The organism is Actinomadura scrupuli (assembly GCF_050971785.1).
Taxonomy (GTDB): Bacteria; Actinomycetota; Actinomycetes; order Streptosporangiales; family Streptosporangiaceae; genus Actinomadura_E; species Actinomadura_E scrupuli.
In genome coordinates this window covers 1-21,257 of the sequence record NZ_JBPCCU010000020.1, presented here as the reverse complement: position 1 = coordinate 21,257, position 21,257 = coordinate 1, and the positions used below count along the sequence as shown (strand labels likewise).

General features: G+C 69.4%; 24 protein-coding genes and 1 pseudogene. 11 read left to right on the top strand and 14 right to left on the bottom strand.

Features of this window, described 5'->3' with window-relative positions; translation table 11 throughout:
• Positions 1-40: 40 nt before the first annotated feature.
• Genes ACRYCC_RS43555 through ACRYCC_RS43545 form a run of 3 tightly spaced genes read right to left on the bottom strand, consistent with a single transcriptional unit; the run spans position 41 to position 1,919 of the window.
• Complete coding sequence (locus tag ACRYCC_RS43555) at positions 41-706, bottom strand: response regulator (protein WP_433820111.1); 666 nt, start codon at positions 704-706, stop codon at positions 41-43.
• Entirely contained in the window at positions 703-1,374 is a 672-nt protein-coding gene (locus ACRYCC_RS43550; RefSeq protein WP_433820110.1) for a sensor histidine kinase, read from the bottom strand. The genes ACRYCC_RS43555 and ACRYCC_RS43550 overlap by 4 nt, the downstream gene beginning before the upstream one ends.
• Entirely contained in the window at positions 1,269-1,919 is a 651-nt protein-coding gene (locus ACRYCC_RS43545; RefSeq protein ID WP_433820109.1) for a hypothetical protein, read from the bottom strand. The genes ACRYCC_RS43550 and ACRYCC_RS43545 overlap by 106 nt, the downstream gene beginning before the upstream one ends.
• Positions 1,920-2,080: 161 nt before the next feature.
• On the opposite strand from ACRYCC_RS43545, the gene ACRYCC_RS43540 reads away from it, so the two are divergent.
• From ACRYCC_RS43540 to ACRYCC_RS43515, 6 genes are all read left to right on the top strand, one after another.
• Positions 2,081-2,713, top strand: a complete 633-nt coding sequence (locus ACRYCC_RS43540; RefSeq protein WP_433820108.1) for an RNA polymerase sigma factor — start codon at positions 2,081-2,083, stop codon at positions 2,711-2,713.
• The gene (locus tag ACRYCC_RS43535) at positions 2,710-3,729 is read left to right on the top strand and encodes a CU044_5270 family protein (RefSeq protein ID WP_433820107.1); all 1,020 of its coding nucleotides are present in this window, start codon (positions 2,710-2,712) and stop codon (positions 3,727-3,729) included. Before ACRYCC_RS43540 ends, ACRYCC_RS43535 begins: the two co-directional genes overlap by 4 nt.
• Positions 3,730-4,350: 621 nt before the next feature.
• Positions 4,351-4,716, top strand: a complete 366-nt coding sequence (locus ACRYCC_RS43530) for an Lsr2 dimerization domain-containing protein (RefSeq protein ID WP_433820106.1) — start codon at positions 4,351-4,353, stop codon at positions 4,714-4,716.
• Positions 4,717-4,744: 28 nt separating this feature from the next.
• Positions 4,745-5,143, top strand: coding sequence for a histone-like nucleoid-structuring protein Lsr2 (locus tag ACRYCC_RS43525; RefSeq protein WP_433820105.1), 399 nt, complete (start codon positions 4,745-4,747; stop codon positions 5,141-5,143).
• Positions 5,144-5,318: 175 nt separating this feature from the next.
• The gene (locus tag ACRYCC_RS43520; protein WP_433820104.1) at positions 5,319-6,659 is read left to right on the top strand and encodes a serine/threonine-protein kinase; all 1,341 of its coding nucleotides are present in this window, start codon (positions 5,319-5,321) and stop codon (positions 6,657-6,659) included.
• Between the two features lie 13 nt (positions 6,660-6,672).
• The gene (locus tag ACRYCC_RS43515; protein ID WP_433820103.1) at positions 6,673-6,981 is read left to right on the top strand and encodes an EF-hand domain-containing protein; all 309 of its coding nucleotides are present in this window, start codon (positions 6,673-6,675) and stop codon (positions 6,979-6,981) included.
• Here ACRYCC_RS43515 and ACRYCC_RS43510 read toward each other — a convergent pair.
• Entirely contained in the window at positions 6,938-7,957 is a 1,020-nt protein-coding gene (locus ACRYCC_RS43510) for an LLM class flavin-dependent oxidoreductase (protein WP_433820102.1), read from the bottom strand. The genes ACRYCC_RS43515 and ACRYCC_RS43510 overlap by 44 nt on opposite strands.
• A gap of 170 nt (positions 7,958-8,127) precedes the next feature.
• Here ACRYCC_RS43510 and ACRYCC_RS43505 point away from each other — a divergent pair, with 170 nt between their 5' ends.
• A complete protein-coding gene (locus ACRYCC_RS43505; RefSeq protein ID WP_433820101.1) occupies positions 8,128-9,741 on the top strand; it encodes an MFS transporter in 1,614 nt (537 codons plus the stop codon).
• Positions 9,742-9,874: 133 nt separating this feature from the next.
• Here ACRYCC_RS43505 and ACRYCC_RS43500 read toward each other — a convergent pair whose 3' ends face one another.
• Genes ACRYCC_RS43500 through ACRYCC_RS43485 form a run of 4 tightly spaced genes read right to left on the bottom strand, consistent with a single transcriptional unit; the run spans position 9,875 to position 14,187 of the window.
• The gene (locus ACRYCC_RS43500; protein ID WP_433820100.1) at positions 9,875-11,113 is read right to left on the bottom strand and encodes an ABC transporter ATP-binding protein; all 1,239 of its coding nucleotides are present in this window, start codon (positions 11,111-11,113) and stop codon (positions 9,875-9,877) included.
• An 8-nt stretch (positions 11,114-11,121) separates the two neighbouring features.
• Positions 11,122-11,952, bottom strand: coding sequence for a carbohydrate ABC transporter permease (locus tag ACRYCC_RS43495; RefSeq protein ID WP_433820099.1), 831 nt, complete (start codon positions 11,950-11,952; stop codon positions 11,122-11,124).
• Positions 11,952-12,887 carry a carbohydrate ABC transporter permease gene (locus ACRYCC_RS43490; protein WP_433820098.1) on the bottom strand — a complete coding sequence of 312 codons (936 nt, stop codon included), beginning with the start codon at positions 12,885-12,887 and terminating at the stop codon, positions 11,952-11,954. The genes ACRYCC_RS43495 and ACRYCC_RS43490 overlap by 1 nt, the downstream gene beginning before the upstream one ends.
• Before the next feature lie 7 nt (positions 12,888-12,894).
• On the bottom strand, positions 12,895-14,187 hold the full coding sequence (locus tag ACRYCC_RS43485) for an extracellular solute-binding protein (protein WP_433820097.1): 1,293 nt from the start codon (positions 14,185-14,187) through the stop codon (positions 12,895-12,897).
• A gap of 156 nt (positions 14,188-14,343) precedes the next feature.
• Here ACRYCC_RS43485 and ACRYCC_RS43480 point away from each other — a divergent pair, with 156 nt between their 5' ends.
• The 3 genes from ACRYCC_RS43480 (at position 14,344) to ACRYCC_RS43470 (ending at position 15,642) form a co-directional block, all read left to right on the top strand.
• Positions 14,344-14,823 (top strand): hypothetical protein, encoded by a 480-nt coding sequence (locus ACRYCC_RS43480; RefSeq protein WP_433820096.1) that lies wholly within the window; start codon positions 14,344-14,346, stop codon positions 14,821-14,823.
• Positions 14,824-14,825: 2 nt separating this feature from the next.
• Entirely contained in the window at positions 14,826-15,086 is a 261-nt protein-coding gene (locus tag ACRYCC_RS43475) for a hypothetical protein (protein WP_433820095.1), read from the top strand.
• 304 nt (positions 15,087-15,390) lie between these two features.
• Positions 15,391-15,642 carry a DUF4873 domain-containing protein gene (locus ACRYCC_RS43470; protein WP_433820093.1) on the top strand — a complete coding sequence of 84 codons (252 nt, stop codon included), beginning with the start codon at positions 15,391-15,393 and terminating at the stop codon, positions 15,640-15,642.
• A gap of 81 nt (positions 15,643-15,723) precedes the next feature.
• On the opposite strand, the gene ACRYCC_RS43465 is transcribed toward ACRYCC_RS43470, so the two are convergent.
• Positions 15,724-16,194 carry an SRPBCC family protein gene (locus ACRYCC_RS43465; RefSeq protein ID WP_433820091.1) on the bottom strand — a complete coding sequence of 157 codons (471 nt, stop codon included), beginning with the start codon at positions 16,192-16,194 and terminating at the stop codon, positions 15,724-15,726.
• A 60-nt stretch (positions 16,195-16,254) separates the two neighbouring features.
• Positions 16,255-16,614: a nuclear transport factor 2 family protein gene (locus ACRYCC_RS43460; RefSeq protein ID WP_433820090.1), complete on the bottom strand. Its 360-nt coding sequence runs from the start codon at positions 16,612-16,614 to the stop codon at positions 16,255-16,257.
• A gap of 142 nt (positions 16,615-16,756) precedes the next feature.
• Here ACRYCC_RS43460 and hemC point away from each other — a divergent pair, with 142 nt between their 5' ends.
• On the top strand, positions 16,757-17,701 hold the full coding sequence (gene hemC, locus ACRYCC_RS43455) for a hydroxymethylbilane synthase (RefSeq protein WP_433820089.1): 945 nt from the start codon (positions 16,757-16,759) through the stop codon (positions 17,699-17,701).
• Positions 17,702-17,869: 168 nt separating this feature from the next.
• Here the strand turns inward: hemC and ACRYCC_RS43450 are convergent.
• From ACRYCC_RS43450 to ACRYCC_RS43435, 4 genes and pseudogenes are all read right to left on the bottom strand, one after another.
• Positions 17,870-19,030: pseudogene (locus ACRYCC_RS43450) on the bottom strand (amidase); the annotation flags it as partial.
• A gap of 334 nt (positions 19,031-19,364) precedes the next feature.
• Positions 19,365-20,195, bottom strand: coding sequence for an MCE family protein (locus ACRYCC_RS43445; protein WP_433820087.1), 831 nt, complete (start codon positions 20,193-20,195; stop codon positions 19,365-19,367).
• Positions 20,192-20,404, bottom strand: coding sequence for an MlaD family protein (locus tag ACRYCC_RS43440; protein ID WP_433820086.1), 213 nt, complete (start codon positions 20,402-20,404; stop codon positions 20,192-20,194). Before ACRYCC_RS43440 ends, ACRYCC_RS43445 begins: the two co-directional genes overlap by 4 nt.
• 171 nt (positions 20,405-20,575) lie before the next feature.
• Positions 20,576-21,257: PucR family transcriptional regulator (locus ACRYCC_RS43435; protein ID WP_433820085.1), on the bottom strand; the 682-nt coding region annotated here is incomplete at its 5' end.

Below are 21,257 nucleotides of genomic sequence, written 5' to 3'. Positions count from 1 at the left end.
GTCACACCGGGGAGCTCACTGCGCGGGTACTACCGGGGGGTCACTCGCCGGGACGCACGAGGGCGGTCTCGTAGGCGTAGACGACCGCCTGGGCGCGGTCCCGGAGATCCAGCTTCATCAGGACGCGCCCGAAGTGGGTCTTCACGGTCTGCTCGGCGATGACCAGCCGGGCCGCGATCTCGGTGTTCGACAGGCCGCGCGCCACCAGGCCGAGCACCTCGGTCTCCCGGTGGGTGAGCCCGTCGAGGCGCTCGCGGGCCGGGGCCCTCGGCGCGCCCAGCCGGGAGAACTCGGAGATCAGCCGCCGGGTCACCGAGGGCGACAGCAGCGCGTCACCGGCCGCGACGACGCGAACCGCGTCGGCGAGCTGGACCGCCGAGGCGTCCTTGAGCAGGAATCCGCTCGCACCGGCCCGCAACGCCTCGTACACGTAGTCGTCGAGGTCGAACGTCGTGAGCACCAGGACACGGGCGGCGGCGGGCGTCGGCCCGGACAGCAACCGCCTGGTCGCCTCCAGCCCGTTCATCACCGGCATGCGGACGTCCATGAGCACGACGTCGGGCCGCGCCTCCGCGACCACCCGCAGGGCGGCCTCGCCGTTCTCCGCCTCGCCGACGACCTCCAGATCGGGGTGGGCGCCCAGAAAGGCGCCGAACCCCGTCCGCACCATGGCCTGATCATCGGCGATCACCACCCGTATCGTCATCGCTCTCCCTCCGTGCGCGGGTGCACGGGCAGGACCGCGCGCACCGCGAAGCCGCCGTCCGGCAGCGGGCCGGCCTCCAGCTCGCCGCCGAGCATCGCCACCCGTTCCCGCATTCCCACCAGGCCTCGGCCGGACCCGGCCCCGCCGGAGGCCGTGCCGTCCCCGGCGCCGTTGACGATCTCCACGCGGAGGGCGGCCGGGCCATAGACGAGCTCGGTCCGTACGACCGTGCCGCGCGCGTGCCGCATCGCGTTGCTCAGCGCCTCCTGGATGATCCGGTACGCCGTCAGCTCCGTGCCGGGTCCCAGCGGCACCGGAGTGCCGCTGGTGACGGCCGTGACCGTCAGGCCCGTTCCGCGGGCCCCGGCGAACAGCTCGTCGAGCTGGTCCAGGCCGGGCTGCGGCGCGGTCTCCGAACCGTCCTCACCGCGCAGTACGCCCAGGACGCCGCGCAGTTCGGTCAGGGCCTCGAGCGCCGTCGACCGGATCTCCGCCAGATCTCGCCTGATCTTCGGAGGGACGTCCGGGACGGTGAGCGGGGCGGCCTCGGCCTGGATCGCGATCAGCGACATGCGGTGGGCCACCACGTCGTGCATCTCCCGGGCGATGCGCTGCCGCTCCTCCAGCACCGCGCGCTCGGCTCCGTGCCGCCGTTCCACCTCGGCCATCTCCGCGCGGCCCGCGCGGCGCAGGCCACGGTGTGGCCCACCAGCAGCGGAACCAGCATGGGCAGGGCGGCCGCCGCGGTGCGCACGTCGATGACGGCCGTGCCGACGGTCGTCACCAGGGCGGCGACGATCGCGACCTCGCGCCGGCACCGGACCCCCAGGGAGTAGAGACACAGCAGGTAGACGAACACGCCGCCCGGGATGGACGGGCCCCCGGAGATGGAGCGCGGGGGGATGACGACGGCCGAGATCGCGAGCGCCGTCGCGGACCACGCCCACGCCGTCAGGGGGCGGCGATCGCGCAGCGCCATGGGCGCGCTCAGCAACAGCGAGATCAGCGTCAGGGTCGACCCGGCGTGGTGCGCGTGGTGCCGGAGGTTCTCGGTGACCAGCCAGCCGTTGGTGCCGGCGAAGACCGCGACACCGATCAGCAGATCCGCCAGGACGACGAGGTCGAGCGGGCCCACCCGCAGCCGTGGGGCCCGGGGCCCCGGGGGATCCGCTGCGAGGGCGGCTCCCAGGCGACGCAGGCGACCATCGAGCATTTCCCGATGGTACGGGCGGGTCCGTCTCGCTTCGTGACCCTGCAGACCGATCTTCGGTGTCGTACCTGGGTACCAGGGACGACGCACTCCACCACGAGGGTGGCGTACGGTCTGCTCCGGATGAAAGGGAACCGGCACCGTGGAGCGGACACTAAGCGGGCATGACCCTGCGAACCCTGACTGACGCCGCGCTTTGGAAGCGCGCGCAGAGCGGTGACGACGAGGCCTTCGGGACGCTCTTCGACCGCCACTCGCGTACTGTCTACAACTTCTGTTTCCGGCGTACGGCGGACTGGTCGGCGGCCGAGGACCTCACGTCGGTGGTCTTCCTGGAGACCTGGCGGCGCCGCCGGCAGGTGCGGATGGAGTCCGGCTCCCTGCTGCCCTGGCTGTACGGCGTGGCGACCAAGGTGCTGAGCAACCACCGCAGAAGCCTTCGCCGCCACCGCGACGCGCTGGCCCGCATCCCCGCCCTGCCGGCCGCACCGGACGACGCCGACGAGGTCACCGCGCGCCTCGACGCCGAACGCCAGATGCGCCGGGTCCTGGAGTCGATCAAGGCTCTGCCGCGACGGGACCGGGAAGTCCTGACCCTCTGCGTCTGGGAGGGGCTCGGCTACGAGGAGGTGGCCCAGTCCCTCGGCATCCCGGTCGGCACCGTGCGGTCCCGGCTGGCGCGCGCTCGTACGCGGCTGCGCGACGGAACCGATCCCCCGGTCACGGAACCGCGGCACGTGCGCGGACACGAAAAGGGAGAACGCCCCAGGACACTCATCACGGAGGAAACCCCATGAACGATCAGGCTCTCCCGCAGGAGCGGGATATGCCCGCCGCGCAGCACGCCGCCCGGCGCGCCCACCTGATGCGGTCGATCGCGGCACCCCCGCCGGCGAAGACCACCCGCCGCCGGATCCTGATCGGCGGCCTCGCCACCGCGGGCCTGGCGACGGGCCTCGCCGCCGCGTTGATCATGGCGCCCACCACCAAGGTCGGCACGGACCAGCCGATCGCGCTGGCCGGCGCCGCCCAGGTCTTCAGCCGGGCCGCCAAGACCGCCGCGGCACAGCCCGATCTCAAGCCCCGCCCGGACCAGTTCATCTATGCCGAGTCGCGCGTCCGCCAGGCCGCCATGCCCGGTCAGCCCGGCTGGTCGGCCACGCGGAGGGCGTGGCTCTCGGCCGACGGCAGGCACGCCGGCCTGCTGGAGGCGGACGCCTCGCCCGGCGGACGCCGCACGTGGCTGTGCGACGGCCAGCACGGGTCGAAGGCCGAGATGGCGGCGAAGAAGAAGGGCGTCCTCCCGACGGTCGATCTCGCGCATCCGCCGGTCGACTGCACCGATCCGCCCGCGTACCGGAAGAACCTGCCGACCGACCCCGCTTCGGCACTGAAGTGGCTCTACCGCAACAGCCAGGGCGGCAACCCGCCGGACGTGCAGGCGTTCGCCACGGTCGGCGACACCCTCCGCGAGTCGTACGTCTCGCCCCGGGCGCTCTCCGCCATCTTCACCGCGGCGGCGAAGATCCCCGGCGTCACGGTCGGCAACGCCGTGGACTCGGTGGGACGACAAGGCGTCGCCGTCGGGCAGACCTGGCAGAACCTGCGCAGCGAACTCATCTTCGATCCGAAGACCTTCCGGCTGCTCGGCGAGCGTACGGTCGTGCGGCACGACGGGTCGTTCCGGCCGTCGGGTGGCAAGAGCCGGCCGCCCGTCGCGGAGCCCACGCTGAAGGAGGGCACCGTTCTCTACACCTCGGCGACGATCCGCACCGCCGTCGTGGACAAGCCCGGGGAGCTGCCCGCGCGCTAGCAGTACCGACCAGCCGTGATCGTGGTACCGACTCCGGTGCCACGATCACGTGCGTTCATCCCTGACCTGCCTCCCCGCGCCGCGCCGGCCCGCCCCGCCCGCAGCCGGCCTTGCCGCGCCGGCCCGCTCCCCCGTGTGCTCCGCATCACGCCAAGCCGATGGCGGGGCCCACCCACGGTCAGTAACGTTACCGACCGTGAGCGACAACGCGCCGGACCCGTTACCGGATCTCCGCCGAGCGGCGAGCGCTGACAGATAAGCTGCAGGACCGGCCATCAGGATTGACTGTCACCTGCGCGTATGGGCCATAATCGAGCACAGTCGCTCACGGAGGCCGCCGGACGTCCGTCTCCGCCGGCCGGGGAATTCCGCCGGACCGCTCGCGAGTGTGGGGGCACACGAGCCGGGCGTGGCCGTCGTCGACGACGAAACGGTCCTGCGGGCGACCCCGCGAGTGGCCGTCCACAGCAGTTGTAGATTAGTGTCATAACTTTTTTGACTCTACAAAGAATGTTCCAGACGAATGCCCGAGCAGAATAAGATTGAGGATCAGTCGGAGTGCCGAAAATTAGTTCCGGCCGGGCCCTCACTCTTGCCAATGGGAAACACGGAGGGGTAATAGTGGCGACGAAGGTCATCACTGTCGATGACATCGATGGCTACGACGGACAGGACGTGGCGAAGCGCGAGTTCGAGGTCGGCGACACCAGATTCACCATCGACCTCGGTGACGGGAACTTCACGAAGCTGCAGGAGTTGCTGGACGCGCTGGCCCCCTATCTGGAGAAGGCCGCCGAGGTCAAACAGGCCGGCCGTGCCCGCAAGAGCGCCACTGACACAGGTCCTCGCCTGCAGGGATACACGAACACCGACGTCCGCGCCTGGGCGAGCCAGGAAGGCGTGGAGGTCAGCGCACGCGGCAAGATCGCCGACGAGGTCTACGAGAAGTTCATAGCGGCCCACCCGGACGCCAGGCCTCGCGACTAACCGATAACCAGTACCAGGAGAGAAACCCATGGCGCAAAGAACGGTCGTCGAACTCATCGACGACATCGACGGGAAGCCCGCGGACGAGACGGTGTCGTTCTCGATCGACGGCGTCACCTACGAGATCGACCTCAGCAAAGCCAACGCGAGCAAGCTCCGCACGAACTTTTCCCGGTATGTGGAGAAGGCGCGCAAGGCCGGTACCGCCAAGCCCGGACGCAAGACCGGCGCTCCCCGCACGGTCAATAGCCGGGAGCGGTCATCGGACATCCGGGCGTGGGCCAAGCAGCACGGCATCACCGTCAACGACCGCGGCCGTATTCCCGCACAGGTCATCGAGGCCTATGACAGCAACGACCCCGGCAAGGCCAAAGAACCGGCTGCGAAGATCCCCCAGACCACTTTCAAGGCGGTCAGCAACCCCTGACGGACGACCCCGATCACCACGCACCCGGTGGTACGCCTCAAACGCGGATCGGGGTACCAGCATGTGGCCCCCGCTGAGCCGAAGGGCTCCCGGTGAAAGGCCGGTACGCGATCTTCCCGGCCACCCGGGGTGGCTTTCCGGTGGATTGACGCGCAAGGTGTTGATGACGCCGGGCGTGGAGGTATTCGTGTACGACGGGCTGGAGCTTGCGGGCCGTTATCGGCTCACCGAGAAACTGGGCCGCGGCGGAATGGGCGAGGTGTGGCGAGGCACCGATCTGCGCCTGCGGCGGCCGGTGGCCGTCAAGCTGCTGCCCCTGCAGGCGGACTCCGATCCCGCCGGAGCGGTACGGTTCCGCCGCGAGGCCGAGATCACCGCGGCGTTCCAGCACCCGACCATCACGGCGCTCTACGACATGGACGAGCACCGGGCCGGCGCCGGGCCGGACCTCCTTTTCCTGATCATGGAATTGCTGGACGGCGAGGACCTCCGCAAGGTGGTGGACCGGGAGCCGCTCGGCCTGCCCATCGACGAGACCCTCGCACTCGCCGTGCAGGTGTCCGACGGGCTGGCCGCCGCGCATTCGCGGGGGGTGGTGCACCGCGACATCAAGCCCGCCAATCTCGTCCGGCTGCGCGACGGCACGGTGAAGATCTGCGATTTCGGGATCGCGCGGCTCGCCGAATCGACCGCCGGACTGACGCACGGGCTGCTCGGAACGCCCGCGTACATGGCTCCCGAGCAGTTCAACGGGGGCACCGTCGACGGGCGCACCGACCTTTACGCGCTGGGATGCGTGCTCTACGTCCTGCTCACCGGACGCCCTCCCTTCCCGTCGGATGTGAGCGTCGCCGAGCACATGTACCACCACCTCACCACCGTTCCGGAGGGGCCGAGGTCGCTGCGGCCCGACACCCCGGAGGAACTCGACGAACTGGTGGTGGAACTCCTGGCGAAGGAGGCCTCGCTCCGGCCCGCCTCCGCCGGGCACGTCACCGAACGGCTCCGGCAGATAGCGGATCTGAGCGGCACCGGCCACCGGCTCCCCTCCGATTCGGGTTTCTCCGGTCCCGCGGATCGGCTCGTCGAATATCTGACCCTCTACGTCGTCAACGGATTTCGCCGCGGCCATGACCACCACACCGTCTACGGCTATCTCGCCCGCGCCGACATCGCCTGGTCCGTGGAGGTCGCCCGCCGCGTCGTCGGCAGGGTCCGTCCCGCGCTCGTGCGGGCCGGCGCCGACCAGAGGACGGCCGACGAGTGGTGCCGTCGGCTCGCCGATCTGCTCTCGGCGGGAGAGTTCGGTACGGAACTCGGCGCGGGGTTCCGCCGCGAGGTGCGCAATTCCGTGCCCGCCGTCGTGGAGTTCGAGCTCCGGCTGCTGAACAGCGTCGGGCGAGGAGGCGGGACCGGCCCGCTGCTGCTGACCGAACGCGACCGGGAGAGCCTCCAGCGGATCAGCGAGTACACCGGCCGCATGCTGGCCGAATCCCGGCGCCCGGAGTCCAGCTGAGCCCGGGACGGGGATGGGCGACCCCGGCCGGCAGTGCCCTCGGCCGGGTCTCATGACGCTACCTTTGCCTAGTCCGACCATCCAGGAGAGGCAGGCACCGGTGTCCGCAGGGTTCACGAAGTCAGAGGCTGAGGAAGCATTCACCGTGGTCGATCTGGACCACGACGGGATGATCACGCCGGCGGAGCTCCAGCATCTGTGGAAGCGCCTCGGCGACCCGATCTCGGAACAGCAGCTCGCGGAGATCTTCGCCAAGGCCGACACCAACCAGGACGGCCTCATCTCCCTGGCGGAGTTCGTGGAGCTGGTGACGGCGAACTGACGGCACGGCCGTCCCCCGCCCGGCCGAGGAGCGGGCCGAGTTCGGCGATCCGCTCGAGCTGTTCACGCTGCGACCTCAGGTCGGTCGTCCCGAGCCGGCAGACGAGATGGCGGGCTCCGGCGGCGACGTACCGGCGCAGTTGCGAGGCCACGTGCTCCCGGGGCCCGGTGATCACCGCCTGGATGGTCTCCAGCTCCTCCAGCGAAAGCCCGTAGGTGGCCCGGCTGAAGTCCGCCAGGGCCCGGCGGCCGTCCTCCACGCTGTCTGCGATCAGTACGGACAGGAACAGCGCCGGTGTGATCTCCTCCGGGGCACGACCGGCGTCCGCGGCCGCCTTGCGCACCTCGGCCAGACCGGCCAGGTAGCCGGCCGGGTCCGGCGGGTACGGCAGCCACCCGTCGTAGTGGCGGCCGGTACGGGCCAGTGCCGCCGGGGTGGCGCCGCCGAGCCAGAGCGGCGGGCCACCGGTCCGGTACGGCGTCGTCGGCTCCGGAATCTCGTCGAAATGGTAGATCCGGCCGTGGAAGGACGTCGGGCCCTGGCTGCTCCACAGCCGGCGCCACAGCTCGACGGTCTCATCGAGCCGGGCGAACCGCCCGCTCCACGGCACCTCCGACAGGTCGTGCAGCGGCCTGCCGAAGCGCCCCGGGAAACCTGCCCCCACGGCCACGACCAGCCGCCCGCCGGACAGCAGGTCGATCGAGGCCAGGGCCTGCGCGGCCTGCACCGGCCGCCGCAGCACCGGAAGCAGCGCCGCCGTACCGAGCGTGACCCGCTCGGTCACCGGCGCCAGCGCGGCCAGCATGGTCAGCGCCTCGATCCGCGGGCTCACCAGCGAGTCGTTGACCCACAGGGAGTCGTAACCGAGGCTCTCGGCCCGTACCCCGAAGTCGATGAGCTCGCGCGGATCCGTACCTTCGCCCCATTGGGCCTTCCCGATCGGCACCAGCGCACCGAGGCGGATCTCGTCGTCCATGCGACGTATCGTGCGGCCCGCCCTTGGACACCGGCAATTCCCCGCCGGGAATGGCGACCCGACGATCAGCGGCCGGCCGCGCGGTCCCGCCGGGACATTGTTCCCGGGGCTGAGCAGGACGGTCAGCGGATGGTGCGTGGACGGTCAGCGCCCTCCTCGATGCTCCGAGCATGAACAACACAGAAGCAAAAGCCACCCGTAAAGAGTGGATCGGCCTCGCCGTCCTCGTGCTGCCCTGCCTGCTCATCTCCATGGACATGAGCGTGCTGCTGTTCGCGCTGCCGTTCCTGAGCGCGGACCTCTCCCCCTCCGGCACCCAGATGCTCTGGATCATGGACATGTACGGATTCGTCCTGGCCGGGATGCTGGTCACGATGGGGGCCCTCGGAGACCGCATCGGCCGCCGCAGGCTGCTGATGTTCGGCGCTGCGGCGTTCGGAGTCGCGTCGGTGTGCGCGGCGTACTCCTCCGGCGCGGAGATGCTGATCCTCACCCGGGCCGTCCTGGGGTTGGCGGGGGCGACCCTCATGCCCTCCACGCTGGCGCTCATCCGCAACATGTTCCACGACAACGGCCAGCGCAAGACGGCCATCGCGGTGTGGACCGGTGCCATGACCGGGGGCATCACCGTGGGCCCGATCGTGGGCGGGTTCCTGCTGGACCACTTCTGGTGGGGCTCGGTGTTCCTGATCAATCTGCCGGCCATGGTGCTGCTGCTCGTCCTCGGGCCGATCCTGCTGCCCGAGTACCGGGACCCCAAGCCGGGCCGGTTCGATCTGCTCTCCGCCGGGCTGTCGCTGGCCACGGTTCTGCCGATCATCTATGGGATCAAGCAGCTCGCCGTCGACGGGTTCGACGTCCTCTCGGTGGTGGCCATCGTGGCCGGCCTGGCGATGGGCGTGGTGTTCGTCCGCCGTCAGCAGACCCTGCCCGACCCGCTGATCGACCTGCGGCTGTTCCGTCACCGCACCTTCAGCACCGCGGTGAGCGTGAACATGGTGACCAGCTTCGCCCTGCTCGGTTTCAGCCTGTACACCATGCAGTGCCTCCAGGTGGTGCAGGGCATGAGCCCCTTCACCGCGTCCCTGTGGTCCCTGTCGGTGATGCCGGTGATCACGATCGCGATGGCGGTGACGGGCATCGTCGCCAAGAAGGTGCGTCCGGCGTACGTCATCGGCACCGGTCTGCTGATCTCCGCCGCCGGGCTCACCGTGATGACCCAGGTGCACGTCCACCAGTCACTGATCGTTGTGCTGACCGGGGCCGGGCTGCTGGGCGCCGGGATGCTGGTCGCCACCACCCTGACCGCGGACATGATCCTCACCGCCGCGCCGCCGGAGCGGGCCGGTGCGGCCTCGGCCGTCTCCGAGACCGGCAGCGAGCTCGGCGGCGCCCTCGGCTTCGCGCTGCTGGGCAGTGTCGGCACCGCCGTCTACCACCACCAGATGGCCGGGGTGGCGCCGGCCGGGCTCTCCCCGCAGGCCCAGCAGGCGGCACAGGACACGCTGGGCAGCGCCGCCGCGGTCGCCGCACAGCTGCCGGGGCAGGCCGGCGCGGCACTGCTGGAGACCGCCCGGCAGGCCTTCACCCAGGGGATGAACCTCACCGGACTGACCGGCGCCGTCGTCCTGCTCGTGACCGCCGTCGCCGCGACCGTCTACCTCCGCCAGATCCCGGTGTCCGCCCCGGTGAAAGCCCCGGCCACCGACTCGCCCGACGCCCAGACCGACCCCCAGGCGGGCGAGGACGCAACGGGTACCACGGACCGGCCCGTGACCGCCTGACCGGCGACGAACCCCTCCGCCCCCCAACAGGCGTGATCATGCAATCAATCGTCGATTGATTGCATGATCACGCCTGTTGCCATGCGTCGGGTGGGCTGGGCCGTCCCGACCGCGGCGGCGAAGCGCGGTTCCCTCACTCTGACTGCCGGGCGCGCCGCTGCTCCTCCTTGAGGGTGGCGGCCCGCCGGCCGAGCTCGGCGACGTGCTCCTCGTCGCGGGTGAGGTTCTCACCGGTGGCCGGGTCGAAGAGGTGGATCCGCGAGGTGTCGATCCACAGGTCCGCCTCCTGCCCCTCGATGATCCGGCTGGCGGCGTCGAGGGCGACCACGGCCTGGGTGCGCAGCTGGTCGCTGTCCAGCTCCCGGGACAGGTCGCGCAGTTGCCGCCGCACCTCGTCGGGTGCCTCGTACGGCACGTAAGCGTACAGCTCGTTGCCCAGCCACTCGGTGACGTCCACATGGGCGCGGATCACCGCACCACGCGCGCGCTTGTCCTCGCCCACCAGCGCGGCGTCCTCGAACGCCTCCGGCCGGATGCCGGCCAGCACCAGCTGCCCGTCCTCGACCGCGGCCGACTTGCGCTCGTCGCGCAGCTCCAGGCGGCCGAGTGGCGTGTCGAGGATCCCGCCGTCGACGGTGGCCGGGAGGAAGTTCATCGACGGTGAGCCGATGAAGCCGGCCACGAAGAGGTTCACCGGCTCGTCGTACAGCTCGCGCGGCGACCCTACCTGCTGCAGCAGGCCCTTGCGCAGGACGGCCACCCGGTCGCCGAGCGTCATCGCCTCGGTCTGGTCGTGCGTGACGTAGACCGTCGTGACGCCCAGCCGGCGCTGCAACCGGGCGATCTCCGTGCGCATCTGGCCGCGCAGTTTGGCGTCGAGGTTGGACAGCGGCTCGTCGAACAGGAACGCGTTGGCCTCCCGTACGATCGCCCGGCCCATCGCCACCCGCTGCCGCTGGCCGCCGGAGAGGTTGGCGGGCTTGCGCTCCAGGTGCTCGGTCAGCTCCAGCAGCTCGGCGGTCTCGGTGACCCGGCGGCGTACCTCGTCGTCGGGCTGCTTGGCCAGCCGCAGCGGGAACGCGATGTTCTCGAACACCGTGAGGTGCGGGTACAGCGCGTAGTTCTGGAAGACCATCGACAGGTTGCGAGCGCGTGGTGCGATCTTGTTGACCACCTTGTCACCGATGACCATTTCACCGGAGGTGATGTCCTCCAGCCCGACGATCATCCGGAGCAGGGTGGACTTGCCGCAGCCGGACGGCCCGACGAGGATCATGAACTCACCGTCCGCGACGTCCAGGGTCACGTCGTTCACCGCCGCGAAGCCGTCGCCGTACTGCTTCACGATGTTCTTCATGGAGATGGCGGCCATGACACTCCCTAACCCTTGACGGCGCCGGATGTCAGCCCCGCGACGATGCGGCGCTGGAACAGCAGGACGATGACGACCACGGGGATGGTGACCACCACGGACGCGGCACAGATCGCTGTGGCGGGCTGCTGGAACTGCGACTCACCGGTGAAGAACGCCAGCGCCGCGGGCACCGGACGGGCCCGGCCGGTCGAGGTGAGCGAGATGCCGAAGACGAAGTCGTTCCAGCAGAAGAAGAAGGTGAGGATCGCCGCGGTGAACACCCCCGGCGCGGCCAGCGGCACGATCACCTTCCGGAACGCCTGCCAGGTGGTGGCGCCGTCCACCTGGGCGGCCTGCTCCATCTCCCAGGGGATCTCCCGGAAGAACGCCGACAGCGTCCAGATCGCCAGCGGCAGCGCGAAGGAGATGTACGGGATGATCAGCCCGGGATAGGTGTCGTACAGCCCGATGTTGCGCCACATGTCGAACAGCGGGCCGACCAGCGACACCACCGGGAACATCGCGATGGCCAGCGCGAACGACAGGATGAGCTTCTTGCCGGGGAAGTCCAGCCGGGCGATCGCGTACGCCACCAGGGTCGCGAAGACCACCCCGACGAACGTGGCGATGAGCGAGATCAGGATCGAGTTGCGCAGCGCCGAGGTGAACAGGTCGGTCTTGAACACCGTCTCGTAGTTGTCGGTGGTCCAGTTCTTGGGCAGGAACGAGTGCTGGTTGCCGATCTCCCCCGGCTCCTTGAAGGACAGCGAGACTATCCACAGGATGGGGAAAACGGACCAGACCAGGATGAGCAGCGAACCGGCGATCCACAGCCACCGCGACCGGGCCCCTTCCATCAGCGGTCTCCTCTCACCTGCGAGAGGTCCACCCTGAACCCCCGGATGAACACGATCGCGATCAGCACCACGGACAGGAACAGCAGCACCCCGACCGCGTCACCCAGCCCGATCGCGGTGCGGGTGATGGTCTGCCGGTAGGTGAGGAACGACAGCGTCTCGGTCTTCTGCTGGCCGACCGTCATCACGAAGACGTTGTCGAAGATCCGCCAGGCGTCCAGGGTCCGGAAGAGCACGGCGACCAGGATGGCCGCCTTCATGTTGGGGATGGTGACCCGCCAGAGCCGCTGCCAGGCCGTGGCGCCGTCCACGGTGGCCGCCTCCTCCAGGTCGCGCGGCACCTGGGCCAGCCCGGCGAGCAGCAGCAGCGAGACGAAGGGAGTGGTCTTCCACACCTCCGACAGGATGATGACGGAGATCGAGGACCAGCGGCCGGAGAACCAGGCGTAGTCGCCGAGCCCGAACCACGGGTTGACGAACCCGGACTGCAGGTCGAAGGCGTACCGCCAGGCGAAGGCCGAGATCACCGTCACGATGCCGTACGGGATCAGGATCGCGGTGCGCACGGTGCGCCGGCCGAAGACGGCCCGGTGCATCACCATCGCGAAGCCGAACCCGATCACGACCTCCACGGCCACCGTGATCGCGGTGATCAGGAACGTGGTCACGACGTCCTGCCAGAACAGGCCGTCGGAGAGCACCGTCACGTAGTTGCGGAGCCCCACGAACTCCCGCTCACCCGGGGCGGTCAGGCGGTAGCTGAACAGCGACAGGTAGAGCGCGTTGAACAGCGGGTACGCGGTCACCACCAGCATGACCAGGACCGCCGGGGCGGACAGGATCAGCCCGAGCCGTCGCTCCGCCCGCCGGCGATCGGTGAGCTCGGGCCGGGGGGTGACGACGGCCGGCCGGGCGGTCTCCACGCTGACGGTCATGAGCACCTCACAGCAGCACCTTGTCGTGCAGGACCTGGGGAATGAAGCGGGCGGTGGAGGCCGGTGTGGAGGCCGGGTTCACCGACGCGGGCGGGTGCCAGATGTTCTGCACCGAACCCGACACGTCCGAGTAGTAGGGAGTGATCGGCCGGGGCCGGGCGGCGTTGATCGAGTCACGGATCAGGGCGGCCATCGGGAACTGCTGGACCACCTCGGGATCGTCGTAGACCGAGGCTCTGGCCGCCGGGTTGCCCGAGTCGAGCATGTACTTCTTCTGGTTGCCGGCCGAGGTGATGCACTGGACCGCTTCGACGGCGAGGTCGTCCTTGTGCTTCCCGTACGCTCCGATGGCCAGCTCGATCCCGCCGAACGGCGGCTTGCTGGGCTGCCCCGCGACCACCGCCGGGTACCGCGCCCATCCCATGTCGGCCGGGATATTCCGGGGGATCACCCCCGCCTTGGCATCGTCGTTCTCGGCCCGCCAGATGTAGCCCCAGTTGAGCATGAACCCGCCGCGGGACGTGTTGAACAGCGACCGCGCCTCCTCCTCGGTGTCGGTGGACAGGGTGGGGCTCGCCGCCCGCGAGCGGGCCAGCCTGGCGATGATCGTCGCGGCCTGCCGTCCGGCCGGGCCGTTGATGTCGACGGCCGCGTCGGCGCCCCGCTCCGGAGCGCTGATGATGTCCCCGCCGGAGGACGCGATGAGGGCGTTGATCCACACCATGTAGCCCTCGTACTTCTTGCCCTGCTCGCCGATGGTGGTGCCGGTCTTGAGCGCGGCGTCGATCATCTTGTCCCAGGTGAAGCCGGGCGACGAGGGGTCGACACCGGCCTTCTGCGCCACGGACTTGCGGTACCACAGGAGCTGGGTGTTGGCCCAGAACGGGGCGGCGTAGAGCTTGCCCTTCCACTTGGCGTTCTCCACCGCCGGGGCCATCACCCCCTCGGTGAACCGGCCCACCTCGCTGTCGGCGAACGGCCGCAGGAAACCGGCGTTGGCGGCCTCGGCCACGAACGGCGGATCCAGGCTCATCACATCCATCGACGAGTCCTTGGCGGCCAGCCGGCGGACGAGCTGCTCGCGCTGCTGACTCGCGTCGTTGGGCAGCACCGAGGTCTTGATGCGGTACTTCCCGCCCGCCGCCTGGGTGCACGAGGCGGCCAGCCTGTTCTGCCCGCCGCTGTCCGGATTGATGTACCAGTTGAGCGTCGGTGTGCCGCCGCCCCCGCTCGAGCAGCCGCTCAATCCGGCCGCAAGGATCATCAGCGCCATCGCGCCGCGGCCGGCTCGCTTCACCACGTGGCCTCCCAGCGTTCCCTGCCAAGGGCGGGCACTTCGCCGGGCCGCATCCGTGGCGGGACCGAATTCCACTCAAGCACCAGGGATAAGTCCTGTCGAGGCCCAGAAAGTCCATTGAGATCACCGAGCCGTTGTCCCATTGCGTAGATTGGAAAGGTGGACAGTCCTCCGGACGAACGGCTAAAGATCGTCTTTGATGAGGCGCTGCGTGCGCTCACTCAGCAGCAGGCAAGGCTCGACAACGTACGTTCCCGGGCGACCACTCTCACGGCCGCGGCGGCACTGATCAGCTCGTTCGTGGGGTCGCCGATATTGAAGGCCCGCGATTTCAGCTGGGCGTCCGTACTGGCCCTGGTGGCGGTTCTCGCCGTACTGGCCTGCTCATTGATCATCTGTGCGCCGTGGTGGCGATGGCACTTCTATGTCCGCGCTTCGAAGCTGCTCGAGGCGGTGGACGCCGGTTATGATCTGAATGGTCTTCGGCGCAACCTGGCTGACGACTTCGATCGGTGGGTGGATCGGAATGATCGCAAACTCACCCTGATGCACTGGCTGTTCACGGCGGGGTTGCTGTTCCTCGTCGTCGAGCTGGTCGCCTTGAGCATTCCGCTGTGGAGCCAGTGGGGGGCGAAGTAGAGATGGACGGCAGCGGACCACCCGACGAGACCCAGGGGGCCGACCCCGATGAGCCGGAGCTGCCGCCCTGGCCGCAGATGGCGAGACCCACCTGGCACAACCAGTACGGCCCGTACGGGGGATATCCCCCCACCGGTGGTTACGGCCCCGCCCGCGGTGGCCCCGATACCGAAAGCGAAAAACGCGGTTGCTGGATTCTCGTCTGCGTTCTGATTTTGCTGGCCATCGCATTGGCCCTGGTCCTGATATATCTGATTCGCTAGACACATGAGGATGGTGGACACCTGACGGCCATACGCTGATTCCGGGTGTCAATCAAGGGACTCGGCGAAAACGATGCCAATGGCCGCGCCGCACCGCCAGCGCGCCGACGTGTACTCGGTCATCACCGCAGTCTCCTTGGTGACGCACGCTCAGGTAAATCATGGTGAAGCACCGCGATCTCACCCGGTGCCGGCCGGCCTGGTGCCCGGCCTCTTGGGCCCGGCCGCGAGAAATGTCCCGCCTCACCGTTACTGTACGTTTCATGAACACACACCACGCCAGTCATGACGAGACGACCCGAGCGTGAGCCGCTACCGGGGGCCGGCCACCCTGATCAGCAGCGATGGAGCCGAGGTCGACGTGCACGTCGACCTGCGCAGCAAGCAGCGCGAGTGGTCCGGGACCGCGACCATCGCCGGCTTCGTCGCCACCGACCTGGACGACCGGACGCTGCGGCTTCCGGACGGCCGCGAAGCGCAGGTCACGCTCGGCGATTCGGCCGGCTGGTCCGACGTCGTCTCGCTGGCCGGCAACGGGCCGCCGCCCTTCGCCTGACCCGTCCCGACCGCGGCGGGACACCGGCCCGGCGGCCATGCGTTCACGCGCCCGGCCGCCGCCCGTCCTGCGAGTCGCCGCTCAGGAGGAGACCTCCTGATTCTCGATGGCGAGCTGCCGCATCGCACCGAGGGTGGCGCTGACGGCCTTGAGATAGTCGCCGGTCATCGAATCCGCGTACTCTCGCTCTGCGGCCGAACCGCCCTCGGCACCGGAGACGACGAGGGCGAAGCTGAACCGGAGACGCAGGCCGTCGGCGTCCTCCTCGATCTCGTTGGCGATGGTGCCGAGCACCGGTCCCGCGATACGGGTGAACACGACCCGATGCGGCTCCTCCAATGTGACGCGTTCGGTGAAGCGCTGACCGCGGAACTCGATGTCGCGGTCGAAGACGTCGTCCCCATGCCGTGCGACGACCTCGCAGAAGGTCATGCTCGGTACGAACGGCAGCGCGTTGTCGGCCTTGAGCACCAGTCCGTTCCAGACGGCGGCCCTGTCGAGCCATGGTTCGCCCTCGGCGTTGACGGGGAGCTGGTGCGAGACATAGATCATGAGGTCGCTCCTGATGGGTTGAGGCCGGTCCCGCCGAGGATCTGGTCGTGCACGGCTCGGTCAGGCGTCGGCGTAGACCGGGGCGATGTCGATGTAGATCTGCCAGTCGCGCACCAGGTCACCGTCGTAGGTGAGGATGTCGGCGTTGGGCACCGTCACGGACTTGCCGTCCTGCCGGAGGTACTCGACGTCGATCTGCACGATCGTCACGTCGCCGACGTCCCAGGACCTCTGGATGTGGTGGGTGATCCCGGCGATCGTGGAGAAGAACCCGGCCACGGCCTCCCTGACGGCCTCGTGCCCGACCTGGGCGTCGGCGTTGCCGAAGCGGAACACCACGTCGGGTGTGAGGTGGGCGACGAACTTCTCGGGGTCGAGGGTATCGATATCGGCGAAGATCTTGGCAACGTCCCGGCTCATGACGGCTCCTGTCCTGGGGGGCGGCACTTCGAGCTGAACCGTATTCAGTCCGCGATACCCCTGCCAAGATCTTCGGCGAACTTCGTCGCCCTCTTCGACGAGGCGGAGAACGGTGTCGGCGCCGGGGCCCTATGTTGGTCGGATGCGCGGGGGCCGTCGTATCCGGTTGGGCTCGCGTCGTTCCCCGATGGCGTTGGCGCAGGCCCATCAGGTGCGTCACCTGCTGGAGGGGCTCGGCGCCGGGGCCGAGGTGGAGGTCGTGGGGATCGAGACCTCCGGCGACAGGTGGCAGGGCGATCTTGCGGAGCTCGGCGGCAAGGGCGCGTTCATGAAGGAGATCGACAGAGCCCTGGTCACGGAGCAGGTCGATGTCGCGGTGCACTGCCTCAAGGACGTGCCCGGTGACGTGCCGCCGCCGGCGGGCCTGGTGTTCGCCGCGTACCTGGAGCGCGAGGACACCCATGACGCGCTGGTGCTGCCGGTGACCTCCCCCTACGCGTGCCTGGCGGACCTGCCCGCCGGAGCGCGGATCGGCAGCTCGTCGGTGCGGCGCAAAGCCCAGCTCGGGCGGCGGCGGCCGGACCTGTCCGTGCACCGGTTCCGGGGCAACGTCAACTCCCGGCTCGCCCGGCTGGACGAGGGCGCGTTCGACGCTCTGGTCCTGGCTCGGGCGGGGTTGCGCCGGATCGGGATGGAGCACCGGGTCAGCGAGGTGCTGCCGATGCGGGACATGGTTCCGGCGGTCGGCGCCGGAGTGATCGCGATCCAGTGCCGGGAATCCGACCCGGGGACCGTGGCGCTGGTGCGGATGCTGGACCACGCCCAGACCCGGGTTCAGGTGACGGCCGAGCGCACGATGCTGCGCGGGTTACAGGGGCACTGCAACAGCCCGATCGCCGGGCACGCCAGCGTGGAGCCGGACGGCACGCTGTCGCTGCTGGGGATGGTCTTCAGCGGTGACGGCGGCCGGTTCGTACGCAGCCATGAACGTGCGCCGGCCGGCCAGGCCGCCGAGCTCGGCGCTCGGGTGGCCGGGGACCTCCTGCGCAAGGGCGCCGGTGACCTGATCGCCGGCATCCCGCACTGAGTTCCGGGGCACGCCCTCCGACACGCCAGGTTTCCACTCCTGTGGGCACCATCCGGATCCGGACATCCCCGAAGGTCGGGTCCGCGGGGCGGGGTGGGCGCGGTCGTGGCCGGGAGAAAGAGCCGCCTGAATGTGCCGGCCGGCGGCGAGGGCGACGTGGTCCTGCCAAGGGCGGGCGACGACCTGGACGCCGACCGGCAGGCCGTCCTGGGTACCGACCGGGACGACGACGACCGGGGCGCCGGTGAGGCTCCACGGCAGCGTCCAGTGATAGTCGCTTTCGGTGGACTCCCGCCATGGGGGTGCGGGACCCCGGGTGGCCGGGGTGACCAGAAGGTCGGTCCCGGTGGTGGCGATCAGCAGGCGCCGCCGGAATCGGTCCCAGTCCCACAGCAGCCTCGCGTGCTCCGCTCCGGTCAGGGCGGCCCGCCCCCAGTGACGGCGGGTCAGCTCTAGTGCCTCCTCGCGTACGTCCGGCAGGTCGCCGTCGACGACGGTGGCCCCCACTTCGGCGAGCGCGTTGACCGCGCGGAGTGTCGGTTCATCGTCGCCGGCTCCTGCCATGACGCCCACGCGAAGGCCCGGTATCTCGATCGTGTCCGGGTCGGCCAGCGGTACCGGGACCGCTCCCGCATCCATCCCGTCAGGACCGGCGATCACCTTCAGGACCGCGGCGAGATCCGGCACGGCCGGTGCCAGCGGCCCGATCACGGTACGGCCGTCTTCGAGCGCACCGCACCGCGGATAGTGACCGGTCAGCGGCACCCGCCCGAACGTCGGTTTCAGCCCCGCCACTCCGCACCAGGTGGCGGGCAGCCGTATGCTGCCGCCCGAGTCACTGCCCAGCGCCAGCGGTACGGCCCCGGCCGCGACCAGCGCGGCGGCGCCCGAGGACGACCCTCCAGGTGCCCGGGAGGGATCATGCGGGTTGCGGGTCGGGCCGTGCCCCGCGCTGTCGGCCATCGCCGTGCTGATGGCGACGACGATCGCGCCCGCGGCACGCATTCGGGCGACCGCGGTGGCGTCCCGGGCGGGCCGGCGTCCGGGGAGGCCCGGGTGGCCACCGGTGGCTCCGGTGACCGGCCAGCCCGCCACGTCGATCCAGTCCTTGACGGCGAACGGAATCCCCTCCAGCGGCCCGCCGTCACCGGTCCGCAGTCGCCGGTCCCCCGCTGCCGCTTCGCTCAGGCTCCGCTCAGGCTCGACCGCGGCCACCCCGCCTATCTCCGGCCGCAGCCGGGTGAGCCGCTCCAGCGACTCGCCCACGACCTCCGTCGCCGAAGTCCGGCCGGCCCGCAAGTCCTGCGCGAGTTCTCTGAACGTCCACATCCTCTGAGCATCGCAACCCCGGCCGGCACCGCCAACCCGGTTCACCACCACCCGCGACCAAGGTCATCGTCAGGTCCGGACCGAGTGTGCACAGGTGGTGCCCAAGCGAGCCGCCCGTGGTGACCGTGATCCGGTCGGGTTGCAGCGCGTCCGCGTGAGCCGGCGGTGTGGCCCAGGGGCCGCTGCCCGGCAGGAGTTGCAGCACCGCGGCGATGGTGATGCCGGCGAATCCGGCGGTCAGGGGTCCGGTCCAGGACCGACGGTCGGTGAAGATCGCCCGCCGTGCCGTGGTGGGGGGCTTCCCATCGTCGTCCTTTCGGTCTCCGCGGATGAGCTACTTGCAGTTGGAGTAGGGGGGCGGGAGCGGGCAGGGCACCGTCGTGCTGGGTGTGGATTCTTTGAGGAGTGCGGTCAGGTAGGCGCGCACGAAGTTGTCGAGTACGACCCGGGTGGTGATCGTTTTGGTTTTGGTGTCGAAGGCGTTGACGAACTGGAAGCCGAGGCCCTTGATCGATTGGAGGAACTGGCCGACGCTGACGGCGTTGCCTTTGACCATCAAGGCGATCTGGGCGGTGCGCGTCAGGTCGCCGGGCAGGGTCGTCTGGTAGGCCTTGATGAGGACGTTTCCGCGTTTGGCGAGGTCGGCGATGGCCTGGACCAGGGTCTGGATGCTCTTGCGTTCGTCGGAGAGCAGCTTGGAGGTTTGGGCGAAGTTGTCGACCAGGGAGGCCAGGGTCTTCTCCCGGCCGCGGACGACGCCGGCGATCTGGTTGAGGTTGTCGGCGACTTTGAGGAGTTGCTGGTCTTGGCCGGCGAGGTTGGTGATGAGCTGTCCGGCTTGTTGGAAGGCCTGGTTGAAGGCGGGTCCGTTGCCGTCGATGGTGGTGGCGGTGTTGGCGAGGACTTTGTCGGCTTTGGCAGGGTCGAAGCTGTCGAGGAGTGTGCCGAAGGATTTGAGGGCGTCGTTGACCTCGACGGGGATTTGGGTTCTGTCCTGGTGCAGGACGGTGCCGTCGGTGAGTTTGGGCGTGCCGGGCTGCCAGGCGGGGGTGAAGGTCAGGGTGCGTTCGCCGATCAGGCTCAGGGGCACGATGGCGGCGGTCGCGGTGGCGGGCAGCGGCACGTTGTTGTCGATGGAGGCGATGACGCGGACCTGTCCGTTCATCGGGTGACGGAGTCGACCTTGCCTACGTTGACGCCCATGACCTGGACCCGGGAGCCGGGGTAGAACGACACGGCCTTGGCGAAGTAGGCCGTGACGCGGTAGCTCGCCGGAGCCGACAACGAGCCGCCCAGGACCGAGCACGAAGTGAGAGCGAAAGCCAGGACGACCGCGACGGCAGCCGCCAGAAGAGGACGAGGGAGCAGCGTCACGAGACTTCTCCTGTCGGCACCATGGAGGGTGGCTGGGCGAATTGCTGCTGGGCTTGGAGCCGACCACGCTTGGCCGGAGCGGCCGGAGTCTTGCTCTATGGCGGGTGCGCCTTGGGGCGGGCGCTGTGCCCGCCGCTGCTCACCGGCGGGCCTACGCGTGCTGGGGGTCACTCATTTCTCTCGTGGCGGGCCCCGGTGGTTCGTGGCTGGTGGGGGTGGTGGTGAGGGTGCCGGGCCGGGGGTGGTGGTCTCGCGGTCGAGGAGGGCTCGGGCGCGGAGCACCAGATGCATGTGGAAACACCAGTCAGGATCCTGAAGCCGGTCACCGTAGAGATCCTGGAGCCTGCCCAGCCGATAACGGGCGGTCTGCGGATGGATCCGCAGACGAGTAGCGATCTCCGGGACACTCCCGTTGTCGAGATAGGCCAAAAGCGTCTCGGTCAGACGCTGACGCCGGGTCGGAATCAACCGAGCCAACGGCGCATACACACCACGGCTCATCAAATCCAGCAGACCCTCATCACTGAACATCAGCAAAGTAGGCAAGTGATCGGCGCTACGCACCGGCGGATCACAGGCGATGATCCCCCGCCGGCACAAAGCCAGAGTCTGACGGGCCAACCGCAACGACAACCCCGCCTCAGCGACCTCGACCACCGGGCCGATCACAAAACCCGAACCCCCCAGAGCCCGCACCAGCATCTCCTCACAACCCGCACGCTCAGGATCGGGAACCAGCAAGAACGGCTCAGAACCCTCCAAATCCATCAACACATTCGCACTCACCGCCGGCGACAACCGACACTCACCCCGCCAAGGCCCCGCAAGCGCCACACACGCCACCCGGCACGGC

Bases quoted from the DNA above. Each gene is read 5' to 3' on its own strand.
- ACRYCC_RS43555 (WP_433820111.1), bottom strand. From the start codon at position 706: ATGACGATACGGGTGGTGATCGCCGATGATCAGGCCATGGTGCGGACG.
- ACRYCC_RS43550 (WP_433820110.1), bottom strand. From the start codon at position 1,374: ATGGCCGAGGTGGAACGGCGGCACGGAGCCGAGCGCGCGGTGCTGGAG.
- ACRYCC_RS43545 (WP_433820109.1), bottom strand. From the start codon at position 1,919: ATGCTCGATGGTCGCCTGCGTCGCCTGGGAGCCGCCCTCGCAGCGGAT.
- ACRYCC_RS43540 (WP_433820108.1), top strand. From the start codon at position 2,081: ATGACCCTGCGAACCCTGACTGACGCCGCGCTTTGGAAGCGCGCGCAG.
- ACRYCC_RS43535 (WP_433820107.1), top strand. From the start codon at position 2,710: ATGAACGATCAGGCTCTCCCGCAGGAGCGGGATATGCCCGCCGCGCAG.
- ACRYCC_RS43525 (WP_433820105.1), top strand. From the start codon at position 4,745: ATGGCGCAAAGAACGGTCGTCGAACTCATCGACGACATCGACGGGAAG.
- ACRYCC_RS43515 (WP_433820103.1), top strand. From the start codon at position 6,673: ATGGGCGACCCCGGCCGGCAGTGCCCTCGGCCGGGTCTCATGACGCTA.
- ACRYCC_RS43510 (WP_433820102.1), bottom strand. From the start codon at position 7,957: ATGGACGACGAGATCCGCCTCGGTGCGCTGGTGCCGATCGGGAAGGCC.
- ACRYCC_RS43505 (WP_433820101.1), top strand. From the start codon at position 8,128: ATGAACAACACAGAAGCAAAAGCCACCCGTAAAGAGTGGATCGGCCTC.
- ACRYCC_RS43500 (WP_433820100.1), bottom strand. From the start codon at position 11,113: ATGGCCGCCATCTCCATGAAGAACATCGTGAAGCAGTACGGCGACGGC.
- ACRYCC_RS43495 (WP_433820099.1), bottom strand. From the start codon at position 11,952: ATGGAAGGGGCCCGGTCGCGGTGGCTGTGGATCGCCGGTTCGCTGCTC.
- ACRYCC_RS43490 (WP_433820098.1), bottom strand. From the start codon at position 12,887: ATGACCGTCAGCGTGGAGACCGCCCGGCCGGCCGTCGTCACCCCCCGG.
- ACRYCC_RS43475 (WP_433820095.1), top strand. From the start codon at position 14,826: ATGGACGGCAGCGGACCACCCGACGAGACCCAGGGGGCCGACCCCGAT.
- ACRYCC_RS43465 (WP_433820091.1), bottom strand. From the start codon at position 16,194: ATGATCTATGTCTCGCACCAGCTCCCCGTCAACGCCGAGGGCGAACCA.
- ACRYCC_RS43460 (WP_433820090.1), bottom strand. From the start codon at position 16,614: ATGAGCCGGGACGTTGCCAAGATCTTCGCCGATATCGATACCCTCGAC.
- hemC (WP_433820089.1), top strand. From the start codon at position 16,757: ATGCGCGGGGGCCGTCGTATCCGGTTGGGCTCGCGTCGTTCCCCGATG.
- ACRYCC_RS43445 (WP_433820087.1), bottom strand. From the start codon at position 20,195: ATGAACGGACAGGTCCGCGTCATCGCCTCCATCGACAACAACGTGCCG.